Here is a 20591-nt window from a genome sequence, read left to right as displayed (position 1 = left end):
ATCGCGGGGTTTTTTGTTTGTGGGGCAATGGAAAGTCAGATAGCGACTCAATCTTGATGGAGAAAGTAGATGTCTAACCGAGTGATAATATTTGATACGACCCTAAGAGATGGTGAGCAGGCGTTAGCCGCCAGCCTATCGGTAAAGGAGAAATTACAGATCGCATTGTCACTCGAACGTCTGGGTGTCGATGTGATGGAAGTGGGCTTTCCTGTCTCTTCGCCGGGAGACTTTGAATCGGTGCAAACCATAGCCCGCACAGTCAAGAACAGCCGAGTCTGTGGGTTATCTCGGGCCCTGGAAAAAGATATCGATGCCGCAGCGCAAGCCTTGTCTGTGGCGGAGCAGTTCCGTATCCACACCTTTATCTCCACCTCCGATATTCATGTGCAGAGTAAATTAAAGCGTTCGTTCGATCAGGTATTGGAGATGGCGGTCGGCGCGGTCAAATATGCCCGCCGTTTCACCGATGATGTGGAGTTTTCCTGTGAAGATGCGGGGCGCACCCCGATAGATAACCTGTGCCGTATGGTTGAAGCGGCCATTAACGCTGGGGCAAAGACAATCAATATTCCCGACACTGTGGGTTACACAGTGCCGAGCGAATTTGGCGGTATTATCCAGACCCTGTTTAATCGTGTGCCCAATATCGATCAGGCGGTGATTTCAGTCCATTGCCATGACGATTTGGGCTTATCTGTTGCCAACTCTATCAGTGCGGTGCAGCAAGGTGCGCGGCAGATCGAATGTACAATCAATGGCATAGGTGAGCGCGCCGGTAACTGTTCTTTGGAAGAGATCGCCATGATCATCGCAACCCGTAAAGATATGTTGGGATTAGAGACAGGCATACGGGCTAAAGAGATCCACCGCACCTCAAGTTTGGTCAGTCAGCTTTGTAATATGCCTATCCAGGCGAACAAAGCGATAGTGGGCGCCAATGCCTTTACTCACTCATCGGGCATACATCAGGACGGCATGTTAAAGGCAAAAAATACTTATGAAATCATGACGCCGGAAAGCATTGGCCTGAATCGAAACACACTGAATATGACCTCACGCTCCGGTCGCCATGTGATTAAGCATCGCATGCAGGAGATGGGCTACGGCGAGCAGGATTACGATCTGGATCAGCTTTACGAGGCATTTTTAAACCTGGCCGACAAGAAGGGGCAGGTATTCGATTATGACCTAGAAGCCTTAGTGTTTATGAATGCTCAGGCGGTGGAGGAAAACCACTATGTGTTGCCGCAGCTGGTAGTGCATGCCGACTCGACTCAGGGGCAGGCCACGGCCACAGTCAGTCTGCAGGTGGGTGACAGCATAGTGACCGAAGCAGCCACTGGTAATGGCCCTGTCGATGCGGCCTATAACGCCATCACCCGCGCCAGCGGCTGCAAGATTAATCTCTCTAGCTACAAATTAAGTGCCAAGGGCGAAGGTCAAGATGCCCTAGGACAGGTGGACATTACCGCTAATTATCTTGGTCAGAATTTCCATGGTCTTGGGCTGGCGACCGATGTGGTCGAGGCCTCGGCGCAGGCGCTGATCCATGTGATGAACCTGACCCACAGGGCGGATCAGGTCGCAGAGAGTAAAAATCGCATCCAACAGAAACGCACAGCCCTTGGCGGTGTATAAGCATAAGCAGCAGATTTAAGTGAGATTAAACAGGGAGTAATGTGTTCTATGAGTTATCAAATAGCAGTTCTTGCCGGCGATGGCATCGGGCCAGAGGTGATGGCAGAAGCGCGTAAAGTGTTAGGGGCAGTCGAGGAGCGTTTCGATCTTAATATTGAGTACAGTGAATATGAAGTAGGCGGCGCCGCGATCGACAAGCATGGCTGCCCCTTACCAGAAGCGACCCTAAAAGGATGTGAGGCGGCCGATGCGATTCTGTTTGGCTCGGTTGGCGGCCCCAAATGGGAACACCTGCCGCCCAACGACCAGCCGGAGCGGGGTGCCTTGCTGCCGCTGCGTGGTCATTTTGAACTGTTTTGCAATATGCGACCGGCCAAGTTACACAATGGCCTAGAGCACATGTCGCCGCTGCGGGCCGATATCTCAGTCCAAGGTTTTGATGTGCTTTGTGTGCGCGAGTTAACCGGCGGGATCTACTTTGGTAAACCTAAGGGGCGTCAGGGCGAGGGCGAAGCGGAAGAAGCCTTCGATACCATGCGCTATAGCCGCAGGGAGATCAGAAGAATTGCCAAGATAGCCTTCGAGGCAGCTCAGGGAAGACGTGGCAAAGTCACCTCGGTGGACAAGGCCAATGTGCTGGCCTGCTCTGTGCTCTGGCGTGAGGTGGTCGAAGAGGTGGCCAAGGACTATCCCGATGTCACCTTAGAGCACATCTATATCGACAATGCCACCATGCAGCTGCTGCGCCGTCCTTTCGATTTCGACGTGATGCTCTGCTCTAACCTGTTTGGCGACATTATCTCAGATGAGATTGCCATGCTGACAGGTTCCATGGGCCTGCTTTCTTCTGTCAGTCTAAACAGTCAGGGGTTTGGTCTCTATGAACCGGCCGGAGGCAGCGCGCCGGATATTGCCGGGCAAGGAATAGCCAATCCCATTGCACAAATTTTATCGGCCGCTTTGTTGCTGCGCCATAGTCTGAAACTGGAGGCGCCCGCTCAGGCGATAGAGATGGCGGTGGCCAAGGCGTTGAGCAACGGCTATCTAACTTCAGAGCTGTTACCCGCCAGTGAGCAGGGGCAGCGTAAAACCACTAAAGAGATGGGCGATTACATCGCGCAGGCGATCAGAGAGGCAAAATAAATGGCGAAGACACTTTATGAAAAGGTATGGCAGAGTCATCTGGTTGCCGAGCCAGAGGGAGAGGCGCCGCTTATCTATGTGGACAGGCACCTAGTACATGAGGTGACTTCACCTCAGGCCTTTAGCGGTTTAAAAGTGGCGGGACGCAAACTGCGTGCGCCACACAAAACCTTCGCGACCATGGATCACAATACCTCCACCAAGAGCGCCAGTCTCGATGCCCTGAGTCCAATGGCACGCACCCAGGTAGAAACCCTGGCGCAAAACTGTAAAGAGTTTGGGGTGCGCCTCTATGATATTCACCATAAAAATCAGGGAATCGTCCATGTGATGGGTCCAGAGCTTGGGATCACTCTGCCCGGCACTGTGATCGTCTGCGGCGATTCCCATACCGCGACCCACGGCGCCTTTGGCGCGCTGGCCTTTGGCATAGGCACCTCGGAAGTTGAGCATGTGATGGCCACCCAAACTCTGCGTCAGCTCAAAGCAAGGACGATGAAAATTGAGGTGAAAGGGCGGGTGAGTGAGGGGATCACGGCCAAAGATATTGTGCTTGCGATCATCGGCAAGATAGGCATGGATGGCGGCACGGGTTTCGTGGTTGAGTTCTGCGGCGAAGCTATTCGCAGCCTCTCCATGGAGGGGCGGATGACGGTTTGTAATATGGCCATCGAAATGGGCGCCAAGGCGGGGATGATAGCGCCGGACGAGACCACAATCGCCTATCTTGAGGGGCGCGAATTTGCCCCTAAAGGCAGCGAGTGGGATGCCGCAGTGAGTTATTGGAAAACTCTTAAAAGTGATGAGGATGCTCAGTTTGATGCCCATGTGATCTTAAATGGCAGCGATATCGCGCCGCAGCTGACCTGGGGCACTAACCCCGGGCAGGTCGTGGCTATCGATCAGGCAGTGCCGAACCCTCTGGATGCCAGCAATCCCACGGCGCGCACGAGTATCGAAAAGGCGCTGGAATATATCGCCCTTAAACCCGGCACTCTTATGACAGACGTGAGCATTAATAAGGTGTTTATCGGCTCCTGTACCAATTCGCGCATCGAAGATCTGCGCTCGGCGGCTTTGCAAGCCAAAGGACGTAAGGTGGCCGAGGGGGTCACGGCCATTGTGGTGCCCGGTTCGGGTCTGGTGAAGGCGCAGGCCGAGGCGGAAGGTCTGGATAAGATCTTTATCGAGGCGGGCTTCGAGTGGCGTTTGCCAGGCTGCTCCATGTGTCTGGCGATGAACGATGACAGGCTGGAGGCTGGTGATCGCTGCGCCTCTACCAGTAACCGCAATTTTGAAGGGCGTCAGGGACGCGGCAGTCGCACTCACCTGGTGAGTCCGGCAATGGCCGCGGCCGCTGCGGTGGCGGGACACTTTGTCGATATTCGTAAAGATTACTAGGAGCCATGATGCAAGCATTTACTACCCATACAGGTTTGGCCGCCATCATAGATAGTGCCAACATAGATACGGATCAGATCATCCCCAAGCAGTTTTTATCTAAGGTGACCCGGGATGGCTTTGGTGTGCACCTGTTTCACGACTGGCGCTATCTTGATGATGCAGGCGATAATCCTAATCCCGAGTTCAGTCTGAATCAGCCGCGCTATGTTGGCGCCTCCATCCTCTTGGCAAAGGAGAACTTTGGTTGTGGTTCCAGTCGGGAGCATGCGCCCTGGGCGTTAGCCGATTTTGGCTTGCGTGTGATCATTGCGCCGAGTTTTGCCGATATCTTCTATGGCAATGCCATTAATAATGGCCTCTTGCCAGTCAGATTAACCGAGTTAGAGGTGCAGCAGCTGATGGATGAGGTAAGCGCCCAGTATGGCGCGCAGATCACAGTCGATTTAAAGGCGCTGACTGTCACTTCTCCCTCAGGCGCTTGCTTTGATTTTCAGATAGCAGAATCTGCTCGGCATAATTTGCTCCACGGCCTGGACGCCATAGGGATCAGCCTAGGCTATGACGATAAGATCACCCAGTATGAAGCGCAGATCCCCGCTTGGCGAAGTTAGGTATTTTGCTTGTTTGAATTTAGCGAACACTTGTACTAAGCAAATTTAGCCAATAAAGCCAGTTGACCAATAGGGTCAGCTGGCTTTGTTTTAAATCCCTGCAATAAACTAATCTAACGAAGATAATTTCATTTATTTCAATGTTATAGATACATTTTTTATGGCTATGACAGCCGGCTGTAGGTTATCTAGTGATTTATGCTGGGCTTTTTTCATGGTAAAGCAGCACAGGTGTGATGCGTGATTTTTATTTTAACAAGTTAATTTTAATTGATATTTGTTTTATTTATTAATCTGTAAAATCATCTATTAGCGAATAGTGTGTCTTTATTTTGGCTCTAATTTCTGTTTGAAAGAGTAATTGGGTAGTTTTAAATGTTTTTATTTTGTAATTGTATAGATAAATCCGCTTAATTTATTTCTTGTCTTGTAAAGATATTCTGTATCAGTAGACTGCGCTCACTATTAAATGGAGTTAATGCTCTAGCTTTTGCTAGTTGTTTTACCTTAAGTGAGTCAAGATGAAAAAAAAGATTGTTTCCCTCGCCCTTACGGCGGCGATATACGCCCCTGTATTCCACCTTCACGCGGCGGGTTTTCAGCTCGCTGAGTATTCGGCAACCGGTTTAGGTCGTGCATTCGCGGGCGAGGCCGCAATGGCCGACAACGCTTCGGCTCAGGGACGAAACCCCGCCCTCTTAACTCAGCTGCAGGGACAGCAGTTTTCCTTTGGTGGCATTTATGTGATGCCCAATGTGGATATTGAAGGAGAAGTGAACTTAGCATCTCCCCTGCTCGGTGGGCAGACGATCACAATAGCGGGCGATGCTAATGATGTCGCTGACAATGCGCTTGTGCCTAATTTTTACTATTCACAACAGCTTAGTGAACAATGGTATTTGGGGTTGGCAGTCAATTCTCATTATGGATTAGCGACCGGGGTCGCAGATACCCATGCCACGGCTATTTTCGGTAATGAAACGGCGGTCACAACCGTGGAGTTTAATCCCAATTTGGCGTATCAGTTGACAGAAGATCTGTCGGTGGGAGCCGGATTACGCTTGGTTTATGGCGATGGAAAAATTTCGGCTTCGGCGCCAGCCTGGATAGACACTATTAAGGCGATCCCAGGTGTGCCGGTTGCCATTACAGTGGCATTGCCGCCTGCAGGTTCGAGCCTTAAAACCATGGAGGGTGATGATATTGCCCTAGGGTGGAAACTGGGCGCCAGTTGGCAAATTAACCCGGCTCACCGCTTGGGGCTTGCCTACCATAGCGGCGTAAAACTTGAGCTCGACGGTTATGCTGGCGGAGTGGTGTACGATGGGGGGCAGGATTGGCAGATTGAAGGTTATGTGCCGTTAGAGTTACCAGCATTTACTGAGCTGGCATCTTACCACCAATTAACCGACAACTGGGCTTTGCATGCCAGTGTGAACTGGACTCAGTGGCATGTGTTTAAGCAGCTGGTGGCCTATTTCCCCGGCCAGCAGAAGCCTGTGGGTGATATAGCCTCAGACTTGGTAAAAGAGGAAAACTTTAAAGACAGCTGGCGTTTTGCTCTGGGTAGCAGCTATTGGCTGAGTAATACTTGGAGTCTACGTGCCGGTGTCGCCCTGGATAAGACGGCCGTGGATGATGAGCATCGCACTATCACCATTCCTGACTCAGATAGATTATGGCTTAGTGTGGGAACAGGGTATCAGCTTGCTCCCACTCTGTTGCTAGATATGGGGGTAACCTATATTAAGGCCGTTGGCGAAGCACCGATTAATGAGGAGATGACTCTGCTGAATATGGCGCAGGTCAGCTTTAATGGTGAGACCCGAGGCGATGTCTGGTTAGTGGGTGCTCAGCTCAGTTATAAGATGTAATGGTTTAGCCTGACCCAAGCTGTGTGAATAAAATTTTATTGAGCCCTGCATGATGCAGGGCTTATTTTTAGTGATTTATAGATGGAGTTCTGAACTTAAGCGGATTATATTCCTCTAATTACCAAGGTATTTTTTATCAATCTGATCAACCCTATTAGCCTATTAACTCTCGATAGTATGCTTATCTGTCCGTTTGCTGTTAGGTGAACTTCTCAAATAAGAGGTCATTATGAAACCCCTGCTACTCGCTGGCGCCATGGCGCTATTTTCATTATCGGCCCAGGCCGAATCACAGTCATCAAGTGTGGTCAGGCAATTTATCGCGGACTATAACCAGCACAGTGTAGAGGCCATGCTGCAAAACCTGACCGAGGATGTGCGCTGGATGCATATCAATGGCGATAAGGTCGAGGTGGAAACCTCGGGTAAGGCGCAGTTTGGCGCGGCGATGACAGATTACTTTGCCACCTTAGAGCAACCTCAGGCAGATATCATAGAGATGATCGCCTCAGACGCCTATGTCAGCATAGTTGAGCGGGTAAAATGGCAAGCAGATGGTGAGCATTTGAGCCAGTGCAGCATAGGCAATTTCAGGATCCAGGATGGCAAAATTGCCGAGTTTTGGTATCTGCCCGCCCATAGTTGTGATACAGACGCCGAGGCGAAATTAGAATCAGAGCAGTAAGGCTGTTTAGATAGGCCCGATTTGCTTGAGTTGAATTGTATAGCTGAGTGATTGAAGCGATGAAATCTTGCGTACTTTATCTTTAGCCTTATCTTTAGCATCTTGCTCCCTAATGAAAAAGCCCCGGTTAACCGGGGCTTTTAGTATCGTTTAACCGCTAAGCATTACATCTGATAGCTGATGCTCAGGTAGTAGAAGCGGCCGATGTTGTCATAGCTGGCGCTACCAGCACCTGTACCTGTGCTGCCGGTTGGCAGTTCAGCATCAAACAGGTTATTCACCCCAAGACCAAACTTTAGACCATTGTCCATGGTGTAAGACGCCGACATATCAGAGATAGTATAAGCATCATAGGTCATCACGGTTGAGTAAGGCACGTTGTAGTTGTCGTTGAACTGTTTAGTGTACAGATCCACAGAATCCAGATAACGTGTCTTCCAGTTTACGCCCCAGGCATCAATGGTGTAGTTAAGGCTTAACTGTCCTTGCCACTGCGCTTCACCTGTAGTACCGGCATATTCTTCATAGTCGCTCGCATCATCCTGGAATGGATATTCGTTACGCTCTATCAGATAGGTACCGAGCAGGCTGGTGTGTAGGTCGCCACCCATCAGAGGGAAGTTGTAACCTAGCTCGAAGTCCACACCTGAAGCTTCTTGCTTGGCCACGTTTTGCACCGTCTGTTCGATGTCGGTGATCTCAAAGCTAGTTGGATCACGGGTGATTAGCGCACAGTACTGGTTGTTGATACCGGTCGATGAATCCACACAACGATTGACAATGTCCTGAGCCGAGATATTGGCGATCGCTTCGGTGATCTCAATATTCCAGTAGTCCACTGTCATAGTGAAGCCTTCTAGGTAAGAAGGTTGGAATACAAAACCTACAGTGTAGCTGTCTGACTCTTCTGGTTTTAGTTGATCGTTACCGCCTGAAGTGCCTGCCAGTGTTGCACTGTCATAGCTTGAGTCGAAGGTCGTTGGGATACCTAAGGCCGCACAGTTTGCCGAACGTGTAGCGAACTGCTCTGGTGTTAAGTTAGCCAGGTTGCTCGCTTTACAGCTGTCTGTTACGCGGAAGAAGTTCTGCGATTGTGCACCATAGTACTCGCCAATATTTGGCGCACGCAGTGCCGTTGATAGGGTTGAACGTAAACGCAATGAGTCAACAATGCTCCAGTCCAGACCCAGTTTCCAGCTGGTGGCATCTCCAATGGTTGAGTAATCCGCATAGCGGATAGCCGCATCGAAGGTCAGGTTTTTAATGCCTGGCAGATCTTCAAGCAGAGGTATAGAGGTTTCGGCGAACACTTCTGTTACGTCGAACTCACCGCCTTCATCCTGGATGGCGTTAAAGAAGGTTGCCCCACTAGCTGCAAAGGGATCTTCCTTGGTTTGACTCTCTTCTTTACGGTATTCCATACCAGCGGCAAAACCGACCATACCGGCAGGTAGTTCAAACAGGCCTGAGTTTGACAGTGAAGCGCCAAGTACAGTTTGTTTAATAGTCGCAGTACCAACAGAGGTTGTGCTGAACCAGTCAGCAGCTTCTGCCGTTACTGCGCCGTCACCGAACAGGTTGACTGGCACACAGCCAGCAGCCTGTGCGGCAGTGTCACGACAGACGATATCGCCGTTAGCGTTGCGGATAGCATCAACAGATTTGGCAAAGTTGTCAGTGATCAAGTTGTTACTGTTAGCACGTGTCTGCTTTGTCTGACCGTAAATGGCATAGGCATCCAAGTCCCACTCTTCCATCACTACGCCTTGCAGCCCTGCAACATAGCGTTGTGTGGTACGTTCGTTATCTTCGATACGTGGTCCCAAATCTGTCATAAAGCGGTTAACCACGACATAACCCAGACCAGCTTGATCCATCAGAGCGCCAAGATCTGCATGAATGTAGGGGTTATCACGTGTAACCAAGGTCGTTGGGTCAAAGAAGAAGAAGGCTGGTTGGAAGTTAGTGGTTGCGTTAGTCTGGCTCCACTTGGCTTCGAAATAACCCGTTAGGTTATCGGTAAAGTCATAGTTAGTCTTGAAGTTAACCGTTGTACGGTCAAATTCTGGTTGCAGCTGTGACCATTGGTTCAGGTTGATATAGTCACAGTCTTGTCCGCCACACAGGACGCCGCCACTTTGAATTGTACCTGTGCCGACTGGAACTGGAGTGCCATCGGGCAAGAAGGTATAAAGGCCTGGTGTACCGCCGAAGAAACCTACGGTACCAGCGTTACTGATGGCAAAATAACCTGCATTTGGTGTTAATACTTTGATTGTTTCACCAGTTGGGTTATCCAAGTTAGCCCAAGAGGTTGCTGTTTGCTCACGATCTAACACATCTAGGCTGTTTTGCTGTGCATATTCCACCGATATGGCGGCGTTACCGCGGCCATCTGCGTAGTCACTACCAAAACTGATGTTGAATTTTTGATTGTTAAAGCCACCTTCTTCACCGGCACCCGCAATTGCATTGACATTCAGGCCATCAATACGCTGTTTCATCTTGAAGTTCACAACGCCGGTAACCGCATCCGCACCATAAATGGCCGAGGCGCCACCTGTGATAATCTCTACGCTTTCTACCCAATCTGTTGGAATGGTGTTGACATCCAGAGAAGCTGAACCTGGACTGCTCGATACATGGCGTTTGCCATCAACCAGTACCAAGGTTCTTGAGGCACCCATACCGCGGAGATCCAGCAGGTTAAGACCCGCAGTACCGATAGAGGAGGACTGGTTAGAGAGTGAATAGGTACTGGCTAGGGCGGGTAGTTCGTTAAGCGCTTCACCTATGTTGGTGGCGCCGCTGTTGGTAAGCTCTTCACCACTGATCACTGTCACTGGGCTTGGGGCGATAGCACCTTCACGATAGATACGTGAACCTGTGACTTCGATTTTTTCAATTTTTGCCTCTTCCTGGGCTTGTTCGGCAGCTATCGCAGACGTGGTCATGGATAGGGCAGCCATGCTACCGGCCGCAAACAAAGAAAAGCGAATAGCATCAGCTAGACGTCGCTGAGTTATCATAGAGGATCTCCCTTTTATCTTTATTGTTGTGATTTTATTGCTTATTTGTATAGATTTTGTTGTATAGCGAATACAAAATGTCACACATCCTGGTAGGTGTAAACAGGGAAATGTTACAAAATTGTACAATCAAGCATGTTGAAGGTGTAAAAAAAAGTTTGCTGATGAAAGTAAAAAAGTGGCAAGTATGGCAAGAAATTCAGCAAACCTAAGGGGCGCAGGCTTTACAGTATAAGTGAAGCGTAACATTGCACCTGCAGAGGTATAACTTACTATCATACAAAGAGGTTTTAACTATCTTAGGATTGTTACTGGGTAGGGCTAAAGTTGATACAAATATTCATATTCTGTGTCTTGATGGGCGAGTGGCGCTGGCAGTGGGTAATCTCCGATTGCTGTTGCTCCTATCATCTCAAGTGAGATAGCTCATCCCGTGAGATCGGCCTGGGTAGAGGAGATAACTGTGGCTAAAAAATTTGTGGTGGCATTAGATCAGGGAACCACCAGTTCCCGTGCCCTTATCTTTGACCATGATGCCAATATCGTGGCCATGGCGCAGAGGGAGTTCACTCAATTTTTCCCAAAGGCGGGTTGGGTTGAGCACGATCCTATGGAGATCTGGTCATCCCAGAGTTCTACTCTGATAGAGGCCCTCGCTAGAGCCGGGATCCGCAGTGATGAAGTGGCCAGCATAGGTATCACGAATCAGAGAGAAACCACTATCGTCTGGCATAAAGAGACGGGTAAGCCTGTTTGTAATGCCATTGTCTGGCAGTGCCGTCGCAGTCAACCTCTGTGTGAGGAGCTCAAGGAGCGTGGCCTGGAAAATTATATTCAACAGACCACAGGACTGGTGTTAGACCCCTATTTTTCGGCAACTAAGATCCGCTGGATCCTTGATAACATAGAAGGTGCTAGAGAACTGGCCGAGGCCGGCAAACTGCTGTTTGGCACAGTCGATACCTGGCTGGTGTGGAAGCTCACCGAAGGGCAGGTGCATGTTACCGATCCCACCAACGCCTCGCGTACCATGTTGTTTAATATTCATAAGCAGGAGTGGGATGAAACCCTGTTACGGGAGTTAGATATTCCCCGCTCCATGCTGCCTAAGGTGTGTTCCTCCTGTGAGGTTTATGGTCAGACCCGTATCGCCGGAGGCGAGATCCCGGTTGCCGGTATGGCTGGCGATCAGCAGGCTGCCCTGTTTGGCCAGTTATGTATCGACGAGGGGATGGCGAAAAATACCTATGGCACAGGTTGTTTTCTGCTGATGAATACTGGGCAGAAGGCCGTGACTTCTCACCATGGACTGCTGACTACTATCGCGGTCGGCCCAGGCGGGGAGGTTAACTATGCCCTTGAAGGCTCTGTATTTATGGGGGGCGCGACGGTGCAGTGGCTGCGCGATGAGCTGGGGCTGATCCGCGATGCTCAGGACACAGAGTATTTTGCTTTAAAGGTGGCCGATACTAATGGTGTCTATTTGGTGCCCGCTTTCGTGGGGCTCGGCGCACCCTATTGGGATGCCAATGCTCGCGGCGCCATAGTGGGGCTCTCCCGCGGCGCTAATCGTAACCATATTATTCGTGCCGCATTAGAGGCGATTGCCTACCAGAGCCGGGATCTACTCGATGCCATGATGAAAGACAGTGGCGTCACACTCAAGCAGATCAAGGTCGATGGCGGCGCGGTCGGTAATGATTTTCTGATGCAGTTTCAGGCCGATATTACCAATGTTGAGGTGCTGCGCCCTAAAGTCACTGAAACGACCGCCATGGGCGCGGCCTTTCTTGCGGGACTTGCCGTTGGTTTCTGGCAATCCACTGCCGAGCTTAAACATAAGGCGGGGATAGAGAGTTGTTTTAAGCCTAAGTTGACTGAAGAGCAGCGCCAGAGTCTGTATTCGGGGTGGCAGCGAGCGGTTGCTCAAGTGACGGACCTATAGTTGCCAATATTGGTAGTTGCTAATGCTAGCCTTTCTCAGTATTGGCTTTTCTCAGGATTAAACTTCAATATCGATATGAGGCTGGGATGTGTCATCCACTGGTTTAGGATTGTCTGGCCCGGCACTGTGCTGACCTCGACGTTCGCCACGAAAGCTTGCTCGGCGATCGCCACCGCGGCGACGTTCTAGATGAGGTGGTAACTGGGATTGAGGTGATTCATGACTGTCGGCCTCAAGCTCGCCTGTATGGCTGGTTTGCTGTACCACACGTTTAGGTGGTTCGACTCGGTTAATGGGACGGGCCAGCATGGCATAGATACTGTCTAAACTGATCACCTTTTCTCCCCTTAATCGCTGGCTTATATTTTGTTATCGGCAGTTTATGCTTGAATTTTAGACTATTTTGCCAATCTGCTAGTAAGTCAGCGCCAATTTCTCGGAATTTTTAGTGATTTGCGTTTTCCCTTTAAAGCCGGGGCAAGCGCTCTGAGTTGCTGCTAATGGGTCAAACTCGATAATCGGCGAGTCAAAATTGGGTCAGCGATCCACTAAAGGATCTCCTCGCTCCACTTAAGCTCGATAAAGGCCGTTATTTCTGGCTGTTTTTTCAACATTTTAACAGCTCATTTCCCACTTTTTACCCATTGATGACATTGTTATCAAAAAATAACAAACCCGCCGTGAAGCCGCTTGAATACTGGATTTATAAATAGGCTACCTCCTTGACATTAGTTGCAAACTATCTCTAAACTTAGCATTTGTGGGAAATTGTGGATATTTGTGGATCTAACAATGCAAATAAGGACTGACTAACGTGTTTCGTGGTGCGAGTGCCATCAACCTTGATACCAAAGGCCGGATCGCTATTCCCAAGCGATACCGCGAAACTCTGCACGACGAATTTCACAGTCAGATGGTGATCACCATAGATGTCCAATCTCCTTGTTTGTTGCTTTATCCACTTCAAGAATGGCAAGCACTCGAGCCAAAGTTGATGGCTTTATCCGATGTTGATCCCCTACAGCGTGCGATGAAACGCATGATGCTTGGTTATGCACACGAGTGTGAGCTCGATGGCAATGGACGTTTGCTATTGACCCCTCCACTACGCACTCATGCCAAGCTGGATAAACATGCCATGTTGGTTGGCCAATTAAATAAATTTGAACTCTGGGATGACGCCCAGTGGCAGCAGCAAGTCGAGCTCAGCCGTGAAGCGATCCAGAGTGAGGCATTTGCTGACAACGAACGATTGGCGAATTTCACTTTATAACAAGCAGCATTAACCAATAGAAGAGAGCGATGACCCAAGAATTTGCACACTTATCGGTACTGTTAACGGAAACCGTTGCAGGACTCAATATCAAGCCTGATGGCATCTATATCGATGGCACGTTCGGGCGCGGTGGGCATTCGCGGCAAGTGCTCAAGCAATTGGGGGAAAATGGCCGTTTGATCGCCATAGATCGCGATCCTCAGGCCATTGCCGCCGCAGAGCAGTTTAAAGATGATAAGCGCTTTTCCATAGTGCATGGCGGCTTTGGACAACTGGCCAGCTATGTGGACGATTTGGGATTGCGGGGCAAGATAGACGGAATCTTGTTTGATTTTGGCGTCTCTTCACCCCAGCTCGATGATGCCGAGCGCGGCTTTAGTTTTCTGCGTGACGGCCCGCTGGATATGCGCATGGACAACTCCCAGGGAGAAACCGCCGCCCAGTGGCTCGCCCGCGCCGAAGTAGAAGATATGGCCTGGGTATTTAAGACCTATGGCGAAGAGAAAAATGCCCGGCACATTGCCCGTTGTATTGCCGCCGACAGGGATAAGACTCCTTTTTTGCGTACAAAAGAGTTGGCGGACCTTATCGCCCGGGTGAGTAAGAGCAAGGAGCGTAACAAGCATCCGGCCACCCGGGTGTTTCAGGCTATCCGCATCTATATCAACAGCGAATTGGAACAGATAGATCAGGCCTTAGAAGGGGCTGTTGGCGTGTTAGCTCCCCAGGGGCGTCTATCTGTGATCAGCTTCCACTCACTGGAAGATCGTATGGTGAAGCGTTTTATTCGTCGCCATAGCCAGGGTGAATCTGTGCCACACGGTTTACCTATCACTGAGGCTGAGATCAACAAGACTAGATTATTAAAGGCGGTGGGCAAGGCGATTAAGCCCTCCGATGAAGAGATAGCACGCAATGCTAGGGCGCGCAGCTCGGTTCTGCGGGTCGCTGAGCGATTAGATTATTAATCATGGCAACCCATCACGCTGAGGAGGGGATATGAGCAAATCACAACTTAATCTGACCCGAATCATAGTGCTGGATCTATGGCATCACAAGTGGATGTTATTGCTGGGATTGGTCGTATTGGCAAATGCAGTGCTTGTGGTGCAAACCACCTATGCCAGCCGCCAGTACACCTCCCAATGGGATCAGTTGCTGCAACAGCGAGATCGACTCGATATCGAGTGGCGAAATTTGTTGTTAGAAGAGCAGTCGCAATCTGAGCATAGCCGTGTGACGCGTATTGCGACCAAAGAGTTAAACATGAGCAGACCGCTGCCCAATGAAGAAGTGGTGGTAAGAGTACAGTGAATAAACAGGCGAAGCGTAAACAGAAACCACAGCTGATCCACTGGCGTTTATACGTAGTGGTGGCGTTCGTGTGTTTGCTGTTTAGCAGCCTGGTTGGCCGCGCGGCCTATATTCAGATCATCGAGCCGGAAAAGCTGCGCCACGAGAGTGATATGCGTACCCTGCGTACCACGAGCAGCGAGGTACACCGTGGACTGATCACAGATCGTAACGGCGAGATGCTGGCGGTGAGTGTGCCGGTAAAGGCGGTGTATGCCGATCCAAAAGTGGTGCACGATAAGAACGGTTTCGCCGATATGCGTCGCTGGCAGGCGCTGGCCGATGTGTTACACGAACCGAAAGAGGAGATCCTCGAGCGAGTTCAATCCAATCCTAAGAAACGCTTTACCTACCTCAAGCGTCAGGTGACTCCAGCGGTTGCCGATTATATCAAGCAGCTGAAGCTGCCCGGTGTCTATCTTAAAAATGAGTCGCGCCGTTACTATCCAACAAGTGAGATCACAGCTCAGCTGGTGGGGCTGACCAATATCGATGATGTGGGCATAGAAGGGATAGAGAGCACCTATAATGAGTGGCTGACAGGTACCCCGACCAAACAGAAAGTGCGTAAGTCCCGCGATGGCCATGTGGTCGAGCGCTTAGACACAGTGCAGACAGGGGAAAATTCTAACGATCTGGTGCTCAGTATCGATCAGCGCATCCAGCAGCTGGCCTATCGAGAGATAAAGCGCGCTACCGAGATCAACCAGGCGACATCGGCATCCATAGTGGTGCTTGATGTGCACACGGGTGAAGTGCTGGCCATGGCGAATACACCCTCCTATAACCCCAATTCCCGCGATAATCTGCAAAGCTATCGCATGCGTAATCGTGCCCTGACCGATGCCTATGAGCCTGGTTCAACCATCAAGCCTTTGGTGGTAGCGGCGGCGCTAGAGGCGGGCACAATTAAAGAAAATCAGATCTTTAAGACCAGCCCAGGCCGGGTGCGTATCGGCGGTAAAATAGTGCGCGATGGCCGTAACTACGGCGATATGACGCTGGATCAAGTTTTAGTGCACTCCAGTAACGTGGGGATGACACAGATAGCCCTCTCTATGCCTGTGCAGGAGTTATTGGGTTATTACCAAGCTATGGGGCTGGGAAGTTATTCCGGCATTAATCTGCCTGGTGAGAGCGCTGGCTTGATCCAGGATCGCCGCCGTTGGTCCGATTTCGAGCGGGCGACCCTCTCATTTGGCTACGCCTTAACGGTCACTCCGCTGCAGATCGCCCGTATGTATGCCATGTTAGGCAACGGCGGCATGCTCTATCCCTCCTCCATTTTAAAGCTTAAACATCAGCCGGAAGGCCAGCAGGTGATCTCCCCTCATGTGGCTCAAAGCGTGATGGAGATGCTGGTGGGTGTGACAGAGAAAGGCGGCACAGCGAAGAAGGCACATATCGAGGGCTACCCAGTTGCGGGTAAAACAGGTACTGCCCGTAAGGCTGTAGCTGGGGGCTATGGTGAGGACTATGTTGCCCTGTTTGCCGGTGTTGCGCCAATTCATAATCCACGCTTGGCTATGGTCGTGGTGGTCAACGAACCCAAGGGGGATCGTTACTATGGCGGTGATGTGGCGGCGCCTGTGTTTGCCAAGGTGATGTCCGGTGCGCTGCAGATGCTGAACGTCGAACCCATCAGCGCCCGTGAAAAAATACAGTTGGCGGATAATTCAAGGAGGGGCGAATAATGTTGCTAAGCGATCTGCTCGCGCCATGGTTCCATTATGCAGGCCCCGAGTCGGCGACCCATCTTACCTTAGACAGCCGCCAGGTTGGCCCTGAGTCGGTATTTGTTGCCGTGCCAGGCCATAAGGTCGATGGCCGTGAATTTATCGACACCGCCTTCAAGCAAGACGCCGTGGCCGTGCTGTGTCACACAGATGATCCTGAGCTTCATGGCAAGGTCAATTATGACAGAGGGCTGCAGATCCATTTCTTCCAGCTTTCTCGTCAGCTCTCGGCCTTAGCCTCACAGATTTATCACCTAGGCGTGGAACGCACTAAGTTAATCGGGGTGACGGGCACCAACGGCAAGACCTCAGTGACTCAATTGATCGCTCAGCTCTGTCACGCCATGAAGATCAAAAGCGCCGTAATGGGCACTCTGGGTAACGGCCTCTGGGGACAGCTGACCGACAGTGGCAATACCACTGCCGACCCTATTACCGTGATGCGCCAGCTGCAGGCATTTGACCGCCAAGGCGTCAAGGTCTGCGCCATGGAGGTGTCAAGCCACGGCCTGGTTCAGGGTAGGGTCGATGCTGTACCTTTTGATGTGGCTGTATTTACCAACTTAAGCCGCGATCATCTCGATTATCACGGCACCATGGATGCTTACAGCGCGGCCAAGCAGCGTTTGTTTAAATTCAGCTCGCTCTCCAGCGGTATGCTCAATATCGACGATCCGACCGGTAAGCAGTGGCTGGAGGATAACCATTATCAGGCCGTCGAAGGCTTTAGCATCAAGAATAATCCGCAAGCTGCCATCTACTGCAAGGCGGTGCAGCAGCACGCCAATGGCGTCAGCGCCACGCTCGTATGGCCTGAGGGTGAGGCTCAGATAGACTCGCCTCTGCTCGGCATTTTTAATCTGTCGAATTTAGTCGCCACACTCGGCGCCCTTTATCACTGCGGTTTCTCTATGACTGCGCTGCTTGAGCATGTGCCGACACTGCAGCCTGTGGCCGGGCGGATGGAGCGTTTTACCACGCAAAATGGGGTGACCTTAGTGGTGGATTACGCCCACACGCCGGATGCTATAGAGCAGGCGCTCAAGGCGCTGCGCGGTCACTGTGAGGGCAAACTCTGGTGTCTGTTTGGTTGTGGCGGCGATCGTGATAAGGGCAAGCGTCCCCTGATGGCCAAGGCGGCCGAGGCCAATGCCGATGGCGTAATGATCACCAGTGATAATCCTCGCAGCGAAGATCCAGTGGCGATCATCAATGATGTATTACAGGGACTGGAACATCCTCAGGCGGCATTAACCAAAGTGGATCGCCGCGAAGCGATTGAGCATTTAGTGTCGATTGCAAAACCGGGGGATCTGATCCTACTGGCCGGTAAGGGCCATGAAACCTATTTAGAGATAGCCGGTGAGCGCCTCGATTATGATGAGCGTGCCCTGGCACTTGAGATTGCCGGGAGGTCTTTATGATCCCTGTGCAGCTGAGTGTACTGGCAGCCGAGTTAAATGCCGCAGGGCTTAAGGCTGAGCTGATTGGCGAAGATAATGTGATCAATGCGCTATCCAGCGATACCCGTCAATTGGGGAGCGGCGCCTTGTTTGTGGCCCTAAAGGGCGAGCGATTCGACGGCCATGATTTTGCCGAGCAGGCGCTGGCGAACGGTGCGAGTGCGCTCTTGGTGGAGCGTCAGCTTGACCTGCCATTGCCACAGCTGATTGTCTCTCACACTCAAAAAGCCATGGGCGCAATTGGTGCCTACGTTAAGCGTCAGGTCGCGCCTAAGTCAGTGGCATTAACCGGCTCTAACGGTAAGACCAGCGTAAAAGAGATGGTGGCGACTATCTTGTCTCAATCCCATCGAGTGCTCTATACCGCAGGGAATTTTAATAACGAGATTGGCGTGCCTTTAACTCTGCTGCGTCTGGAATCTCAGCATGAGTTTGGTGTATTTGAGCTGGGCGCGAACCACATGGGCGAAATTGATTACACCTCATCACTGGTTAAGCCCGATGTGGCCATGGTCAATAATGTCGCATCGGCGCATCTGGAGGGTTTTGGTTCCCTAGCTGGCGTCGCCAAGGCCAAGTCGGAGATTTTCAATCACCTGAGCACTGAGGGGGTGGCCGTCATTAATCTCGATGATGATTTTGCCAGTGTGATGCAGTCGGCTGCCGCTCCGCATAAGCAGCTGAGTTTCTCTGCTAATGGCCAGACTGCCGACGTGACTGCCAGCGAATTAAGCGCGGATCTGGTCGGGCGTTATCGATTCACTCTCAGTTATCAAGGACAGGATTTTACTGTGCAACTGCCACTGGCGGGGCGTCATCAGGTGAGTAATGCCTTAGCGGCCAGCACTATCTGTCTGGCGCTGGGTCTAACCCTGGAGGAGATAGTTGCAGGTCTGCATAAACTCACGCCGGTAAAGGGGCGAATGCTGCCGACTGAGTTAGGCCGCATCCTGCTTATCGATGACAGTTACAATGCCAATCCCGCCTCGGTTGGGGCGGCAATTGATTGGCTTCAAGAAATTAAAGGAAATCGCTGTTTAGTGCTGGGCGATTTGGGCGAATTAGGTGACAATGCGTCCCTTTTACATCGGCAGCTGGGCGAGAAGGCCAGGCTGCAGGGGATCGACGCCTTATTTTCATTGGGTACCTTAAGCCGTCACAGTAGTGAGGGGTTTTCAGGCCAGCATCATGATGATTTCGATGAGTTAATTGTCGATTTAATTGAATTTATTAACCAGTTATCAGGAAATGTAACTGTGTTAGTTAAAGGTTCTCGCAGTGCGCGCATGGAACGTGTTGTTGAGGCCTTAATAGCCGCTTTTGAGCGCAAGGAGTTATGCTAATGCTGGTTTATCTGGCTGAGTATTTAACCCAGTTTTACTCTGGGTTTAACGTATTTTCTTATGTGACTTTCAGAGCCATTCTGGGACTGATGACGGCTCTGCTGTTCAGTCTCTGGTGGGGGCCTAAGATGATAGAGCGTCTGCAGTTGCTGCAGATAGGTCAGGTTGTGCGCAATGATGGCCCCGAATCCCATTTCAGTAAACGTGGCACCCCCACCATGGGTGGTTTACTCATTCTGGTCGGGATCTTTATCAGTGTCCTGCTGTGGGGCGATCTGGGTAGCCGCTATGTGTGGGTGATGCTGTTTGTGATTGGCGCCTTCGGTTTGATTGGCTTTATCGACGATTACCGCAAGGTGGTGCGTAAAGACACTCAGGGCTTGATTGCACGATGGAAATATATTTTGCAGTCGCTAGCGGCGTTGGCTATCGCCTTTTACCTTTACGCCTCAGCTCAGGATCCGGGCGAGACTCAGCTGGTTGTGCCTTTCTTTAAGGATGTGATGCCGCAGCTGGGTGTCGTGTTTATCGTCCTGGCTTATTTCACCATTGTGGGTGCCAGCAATGCGGTGAACCTGACCGATGGTCTGGATGGCCTGGCTATCATGCCCACCGTCATGGTGGCTGCGGCTTTTGCTCTGATCGCTTATCTGTCCGGCCACGTGCAGTTTGCTAACTACCTGCATATTCCCTATCTGCCCGGTGCTGGCGAGTTGGTGATCGTCTGTACCGCCATGGTGGGTGCGGGGCTGGGTTTCCTCTGGTTTAACACCTATCCGGCTCAGGTCTTTATGGGCGATGTGGGATCCTTATCACTGGGCGCGGCGCTCGGCACTATCGCTGTGCTGGTGCGTCAGGAGATCCTGCTGGTGATCATGGGCGGTGTATTCGTGATGGAAACCGTGTCTGTGATTCTGCAGGTGGGTTCTTACAAACTGCGTGGACAGCGGATTTTCAGGATGGCACCTATCCATCATCATTATGAGTTAAAAGGCTGGCCTGAACCCCGCGTGATAGTTCGTTTCTGGATTATTTCACTGTTTTTAGTGTTGCTGGGGCTGGCAACCTTGAAGCTGAGGTAAGACTCT

General features: G+C 51.1%; 16 protein-coding genes. 14 read left to right on the top strand and 2 right to left on the bottom strand.

The window, feature by feature from the left end; genetic code table 11:
- The first annotated feature begins 69 nt into the window (after positions 1 to 69).
- The 6 genes from leuA (at position 70) to LZP69_RS14200 (ending at position 7358) form a co-directional block, all read left to right on the top strand.
- Positions 70 to 1641, top strand: coding sequence for a 2-isopropylmalate synthase (gene leuA / locus LZP69_RS14225; protein ID WP_234201383.1), 1572 nt, complete (start codon positions 70 to 72; stop codon positions 1639 to 1641).
- 48 nt (positions 1642 to 1689) lie between these two features.
- On the top strand, positions 1690 to 2784 hold the full coding sequence (gene leuB, locus LZP69_RS14220) for a 3-isopropylmalate dehydrogenase (protein ID WP_234201382.1): 1095 nt from the start codon (positions 1690 to 1692) through the stop codon (positions 2782 to 2784).
- On the top strand, positions 2785 to 4185 hold the full coding sequence (gene leuC, locus LZP69_RS14215) for a 3-isopropylmalate dehydratase large subunit (RefSeq protein WP_234201381.1): 1401 nt from the start codon (positions 2785 to 2787) through the stop codon (positions 4183 to 4185).
- A gap of 8 nt (positions 4186 to 4193) precedes the next feature.
- Positions 4194 to 4799, top strand: coding sequence for a 3-isopropylmalate dehydratase small subunit (gene leuD / locus LZP69_RS14210; protein ID WP_234201380.1), 606 nt, complete (start codon positions 4194 to 4196; stop codon positions 4797 to 4799).
- A 521-nt stretch (positions 4800 to 5320) separates the two neighbouring features.
- Complete coding sequence (locus LZP69_RS14205; protein ID WP_234201379.1) at positions 5321 to 6673, top strand: outer membrane protein transport protein; 1353 nt, start codon at positions 5321 to 5323, stop codon at positions 6671 to 6673.
- A gap of 229 nt (positions 6674 to 6902) precedes the next feature.
- Positions 6903 to 7358 (top strand): nuclear transport factor 2 family protein, encoded by a 456-nt coding sequence (locus tag LZP69_RS14200; protein ID WP_234201378.1) that lies wholly within the window; start codon positions 6903 to 6905, stop codon positions 7356 to 7358.
- Between the two features lie 164 nt (positions 7359 to 7522).
- Here the strand turns inward: LZP69_RS14200 and LZP69_RS14195 are convergent, their stop codons facing one another.
- Positions 7523 to 10387, bottom strand: coding sequence for a TonB-dependent receptor domain-containing protein (locus LZP69_RS14195; protein WP_234201377.1), 2865 nt, complete (start codon positions 10385 to 10387; stop codon positions 7523 to 7525).
- A gap of 463 nt (positions 10388 to 10850) precedes the next feature.
- On the opposite strand from LZP69_RS14195, the gene glpK reads away from it, so the two are divergent.
- Positions 10851 to 12332 carry a glycerol kinase GlpK gene (gene glpK / locus LZP69_RS14190; protein WP_234201376.1) on the top strand — a complete coding sequence of 494 codons (1482 nt, stop codon included), beginning with the start codon at positions 10851 to 10853 and terminating at the stop codon, positions 12330 to 12332.
- A gap of 57 nt (positions 12333 to 12389) precedes the next feature.
- Here the strand turns inward: glpK and LZP69_RS14185 are convergent, their stop codons facing one another.
- Positions 12390 to 12668, bottom strand: coding sequence for a hypothetical protein (locus LZP69_RS14185; protein WP_234201375.1), 279 nt, complete (start codon positions 12666 to 12668; stop codon positions 12390 to 12392).
- Positions 12669 to 13146: 478 nt separating this feature from the next.
- Here LZP69_RS14185 and mraZ point away from each other — a divergent pair, with 478 nt between their 5' ends.
- Genes mraZ through mraY form a run of 7 tightly spaced genes read left to right on the top strand, consistent with a single transcriptional unit; the run spans position 13147 to position 20585 of the window.
- Positions 13147 to 13605, top strand: a complete 459-nt coding sequence (gene mraZ, locus LZP69_RS14180) for a division/cell wall cluster transcriptional repressor MraZ (protein WP_234201374.1) — start codon at positions 13147 to 13149, stop codon at positions 13603 to 13605.
- 29 nt (positions 13606 to 13634) lie between these two features.
- The gene (gene rsmH, locus LZP69_RS14175) at positions 13635 to 14576 is read left to right on the top strand and encodes a 16S rRNA (cytosine(1402)-N(4))-methyltransferase RsmH (protein ID WP_234201373.1); all 942 of its coding nucleotides are present in this window, start codon (positions 13635 to 13637) and stop codon (positions 14574 to 14576) included.
- 31 nt (positions 14577 to 14607) lie between these two features.
- Entirely contained in the window at positions 14608 to 14922 is a 315-nt protein-coding gene (gene ftsL / locus LZP69_RS14170; RefSeq protein ID WP_234201372.1) for a cell division protein FtsL, read from the top strand.
- Positions 14919 to 16655: a peptidoglycan D,D-transpeptidase FtsI family protein gene (locus tag LZP69_RS14165; RefSeq protein WP_234201371.1), complete on the top strand. Its 1737-nt coding sequence runs from the start codon at positions 14919 to 14921 to the stop codon at positions 16653 to 16655. The genes ftsL and LZP69_RS14165 overlap by 4 nt, the downstream gene beginning before the upstream one ends.
- A complete protein-coding gene (murE, locus tag LZP69_RS14160) occupies positions 16652 to 18121 on the top strand; it encodes a UDP-N-acetylmuramoyl-L-alanyl-D-glutamate--2,6-diaminopimelate ligase (RefSeq protein ID WP_234201438.1) in 1470 nt (489 codons plus the stop codon). Before LZP69_RS14165 ends, murE begins: the two co-directional genes overlap by 4 nt.
- Complete coding sequence (locus LZP69_RS14155) at positions 18118 to 19503, top strand: UDP-N-acetylmuramoyl-tripeptide--D-alanyl-D-alanine ligase (RefSeq protein ID WP_234201370.1); 1386 nt, start codon at positions 18118 to 18120, stop codon at positions 19501 to 19503. Before murE ends, LZP69_RS14155 begins: the two co-directional genes overlap by 4 nt.
- Positions 19503 to 20585 carry a phospho-N-acetylmuramoyl-pentapeptide-transferase gene (gene mraY / locus LZP69_RS14150; RefSeq protein WP_234201369.1) on the top strand — a complete coding sequence of 361 codons (1083 nt, stop codon included), beginning with the start codon at positions 19503 to 19505 and terminating at the stop codon, positions 20583 to 20585. Before LZP69_RS14155 ends, mraY begins: the two co-directional genes overlap by 1 nt.
- Positions 20586 to 20591 lie beyond the last annotated feature (6 nt).

This window comes from Shewanella sp. AS1 (genome assembly GCF_021412565.1).
In the GTDB taxonomy this organism is placed as follows: domain Bacteria; phylum Pseudomonadota; class Gammaproteobacteria; order Enterobacterales; family Shewanellaceae; genus Shewanella.
Note: the sequence above shows the minus strand (reverse complement) of the source record. Positions and strands in the feature narration are given on the sequence as shown.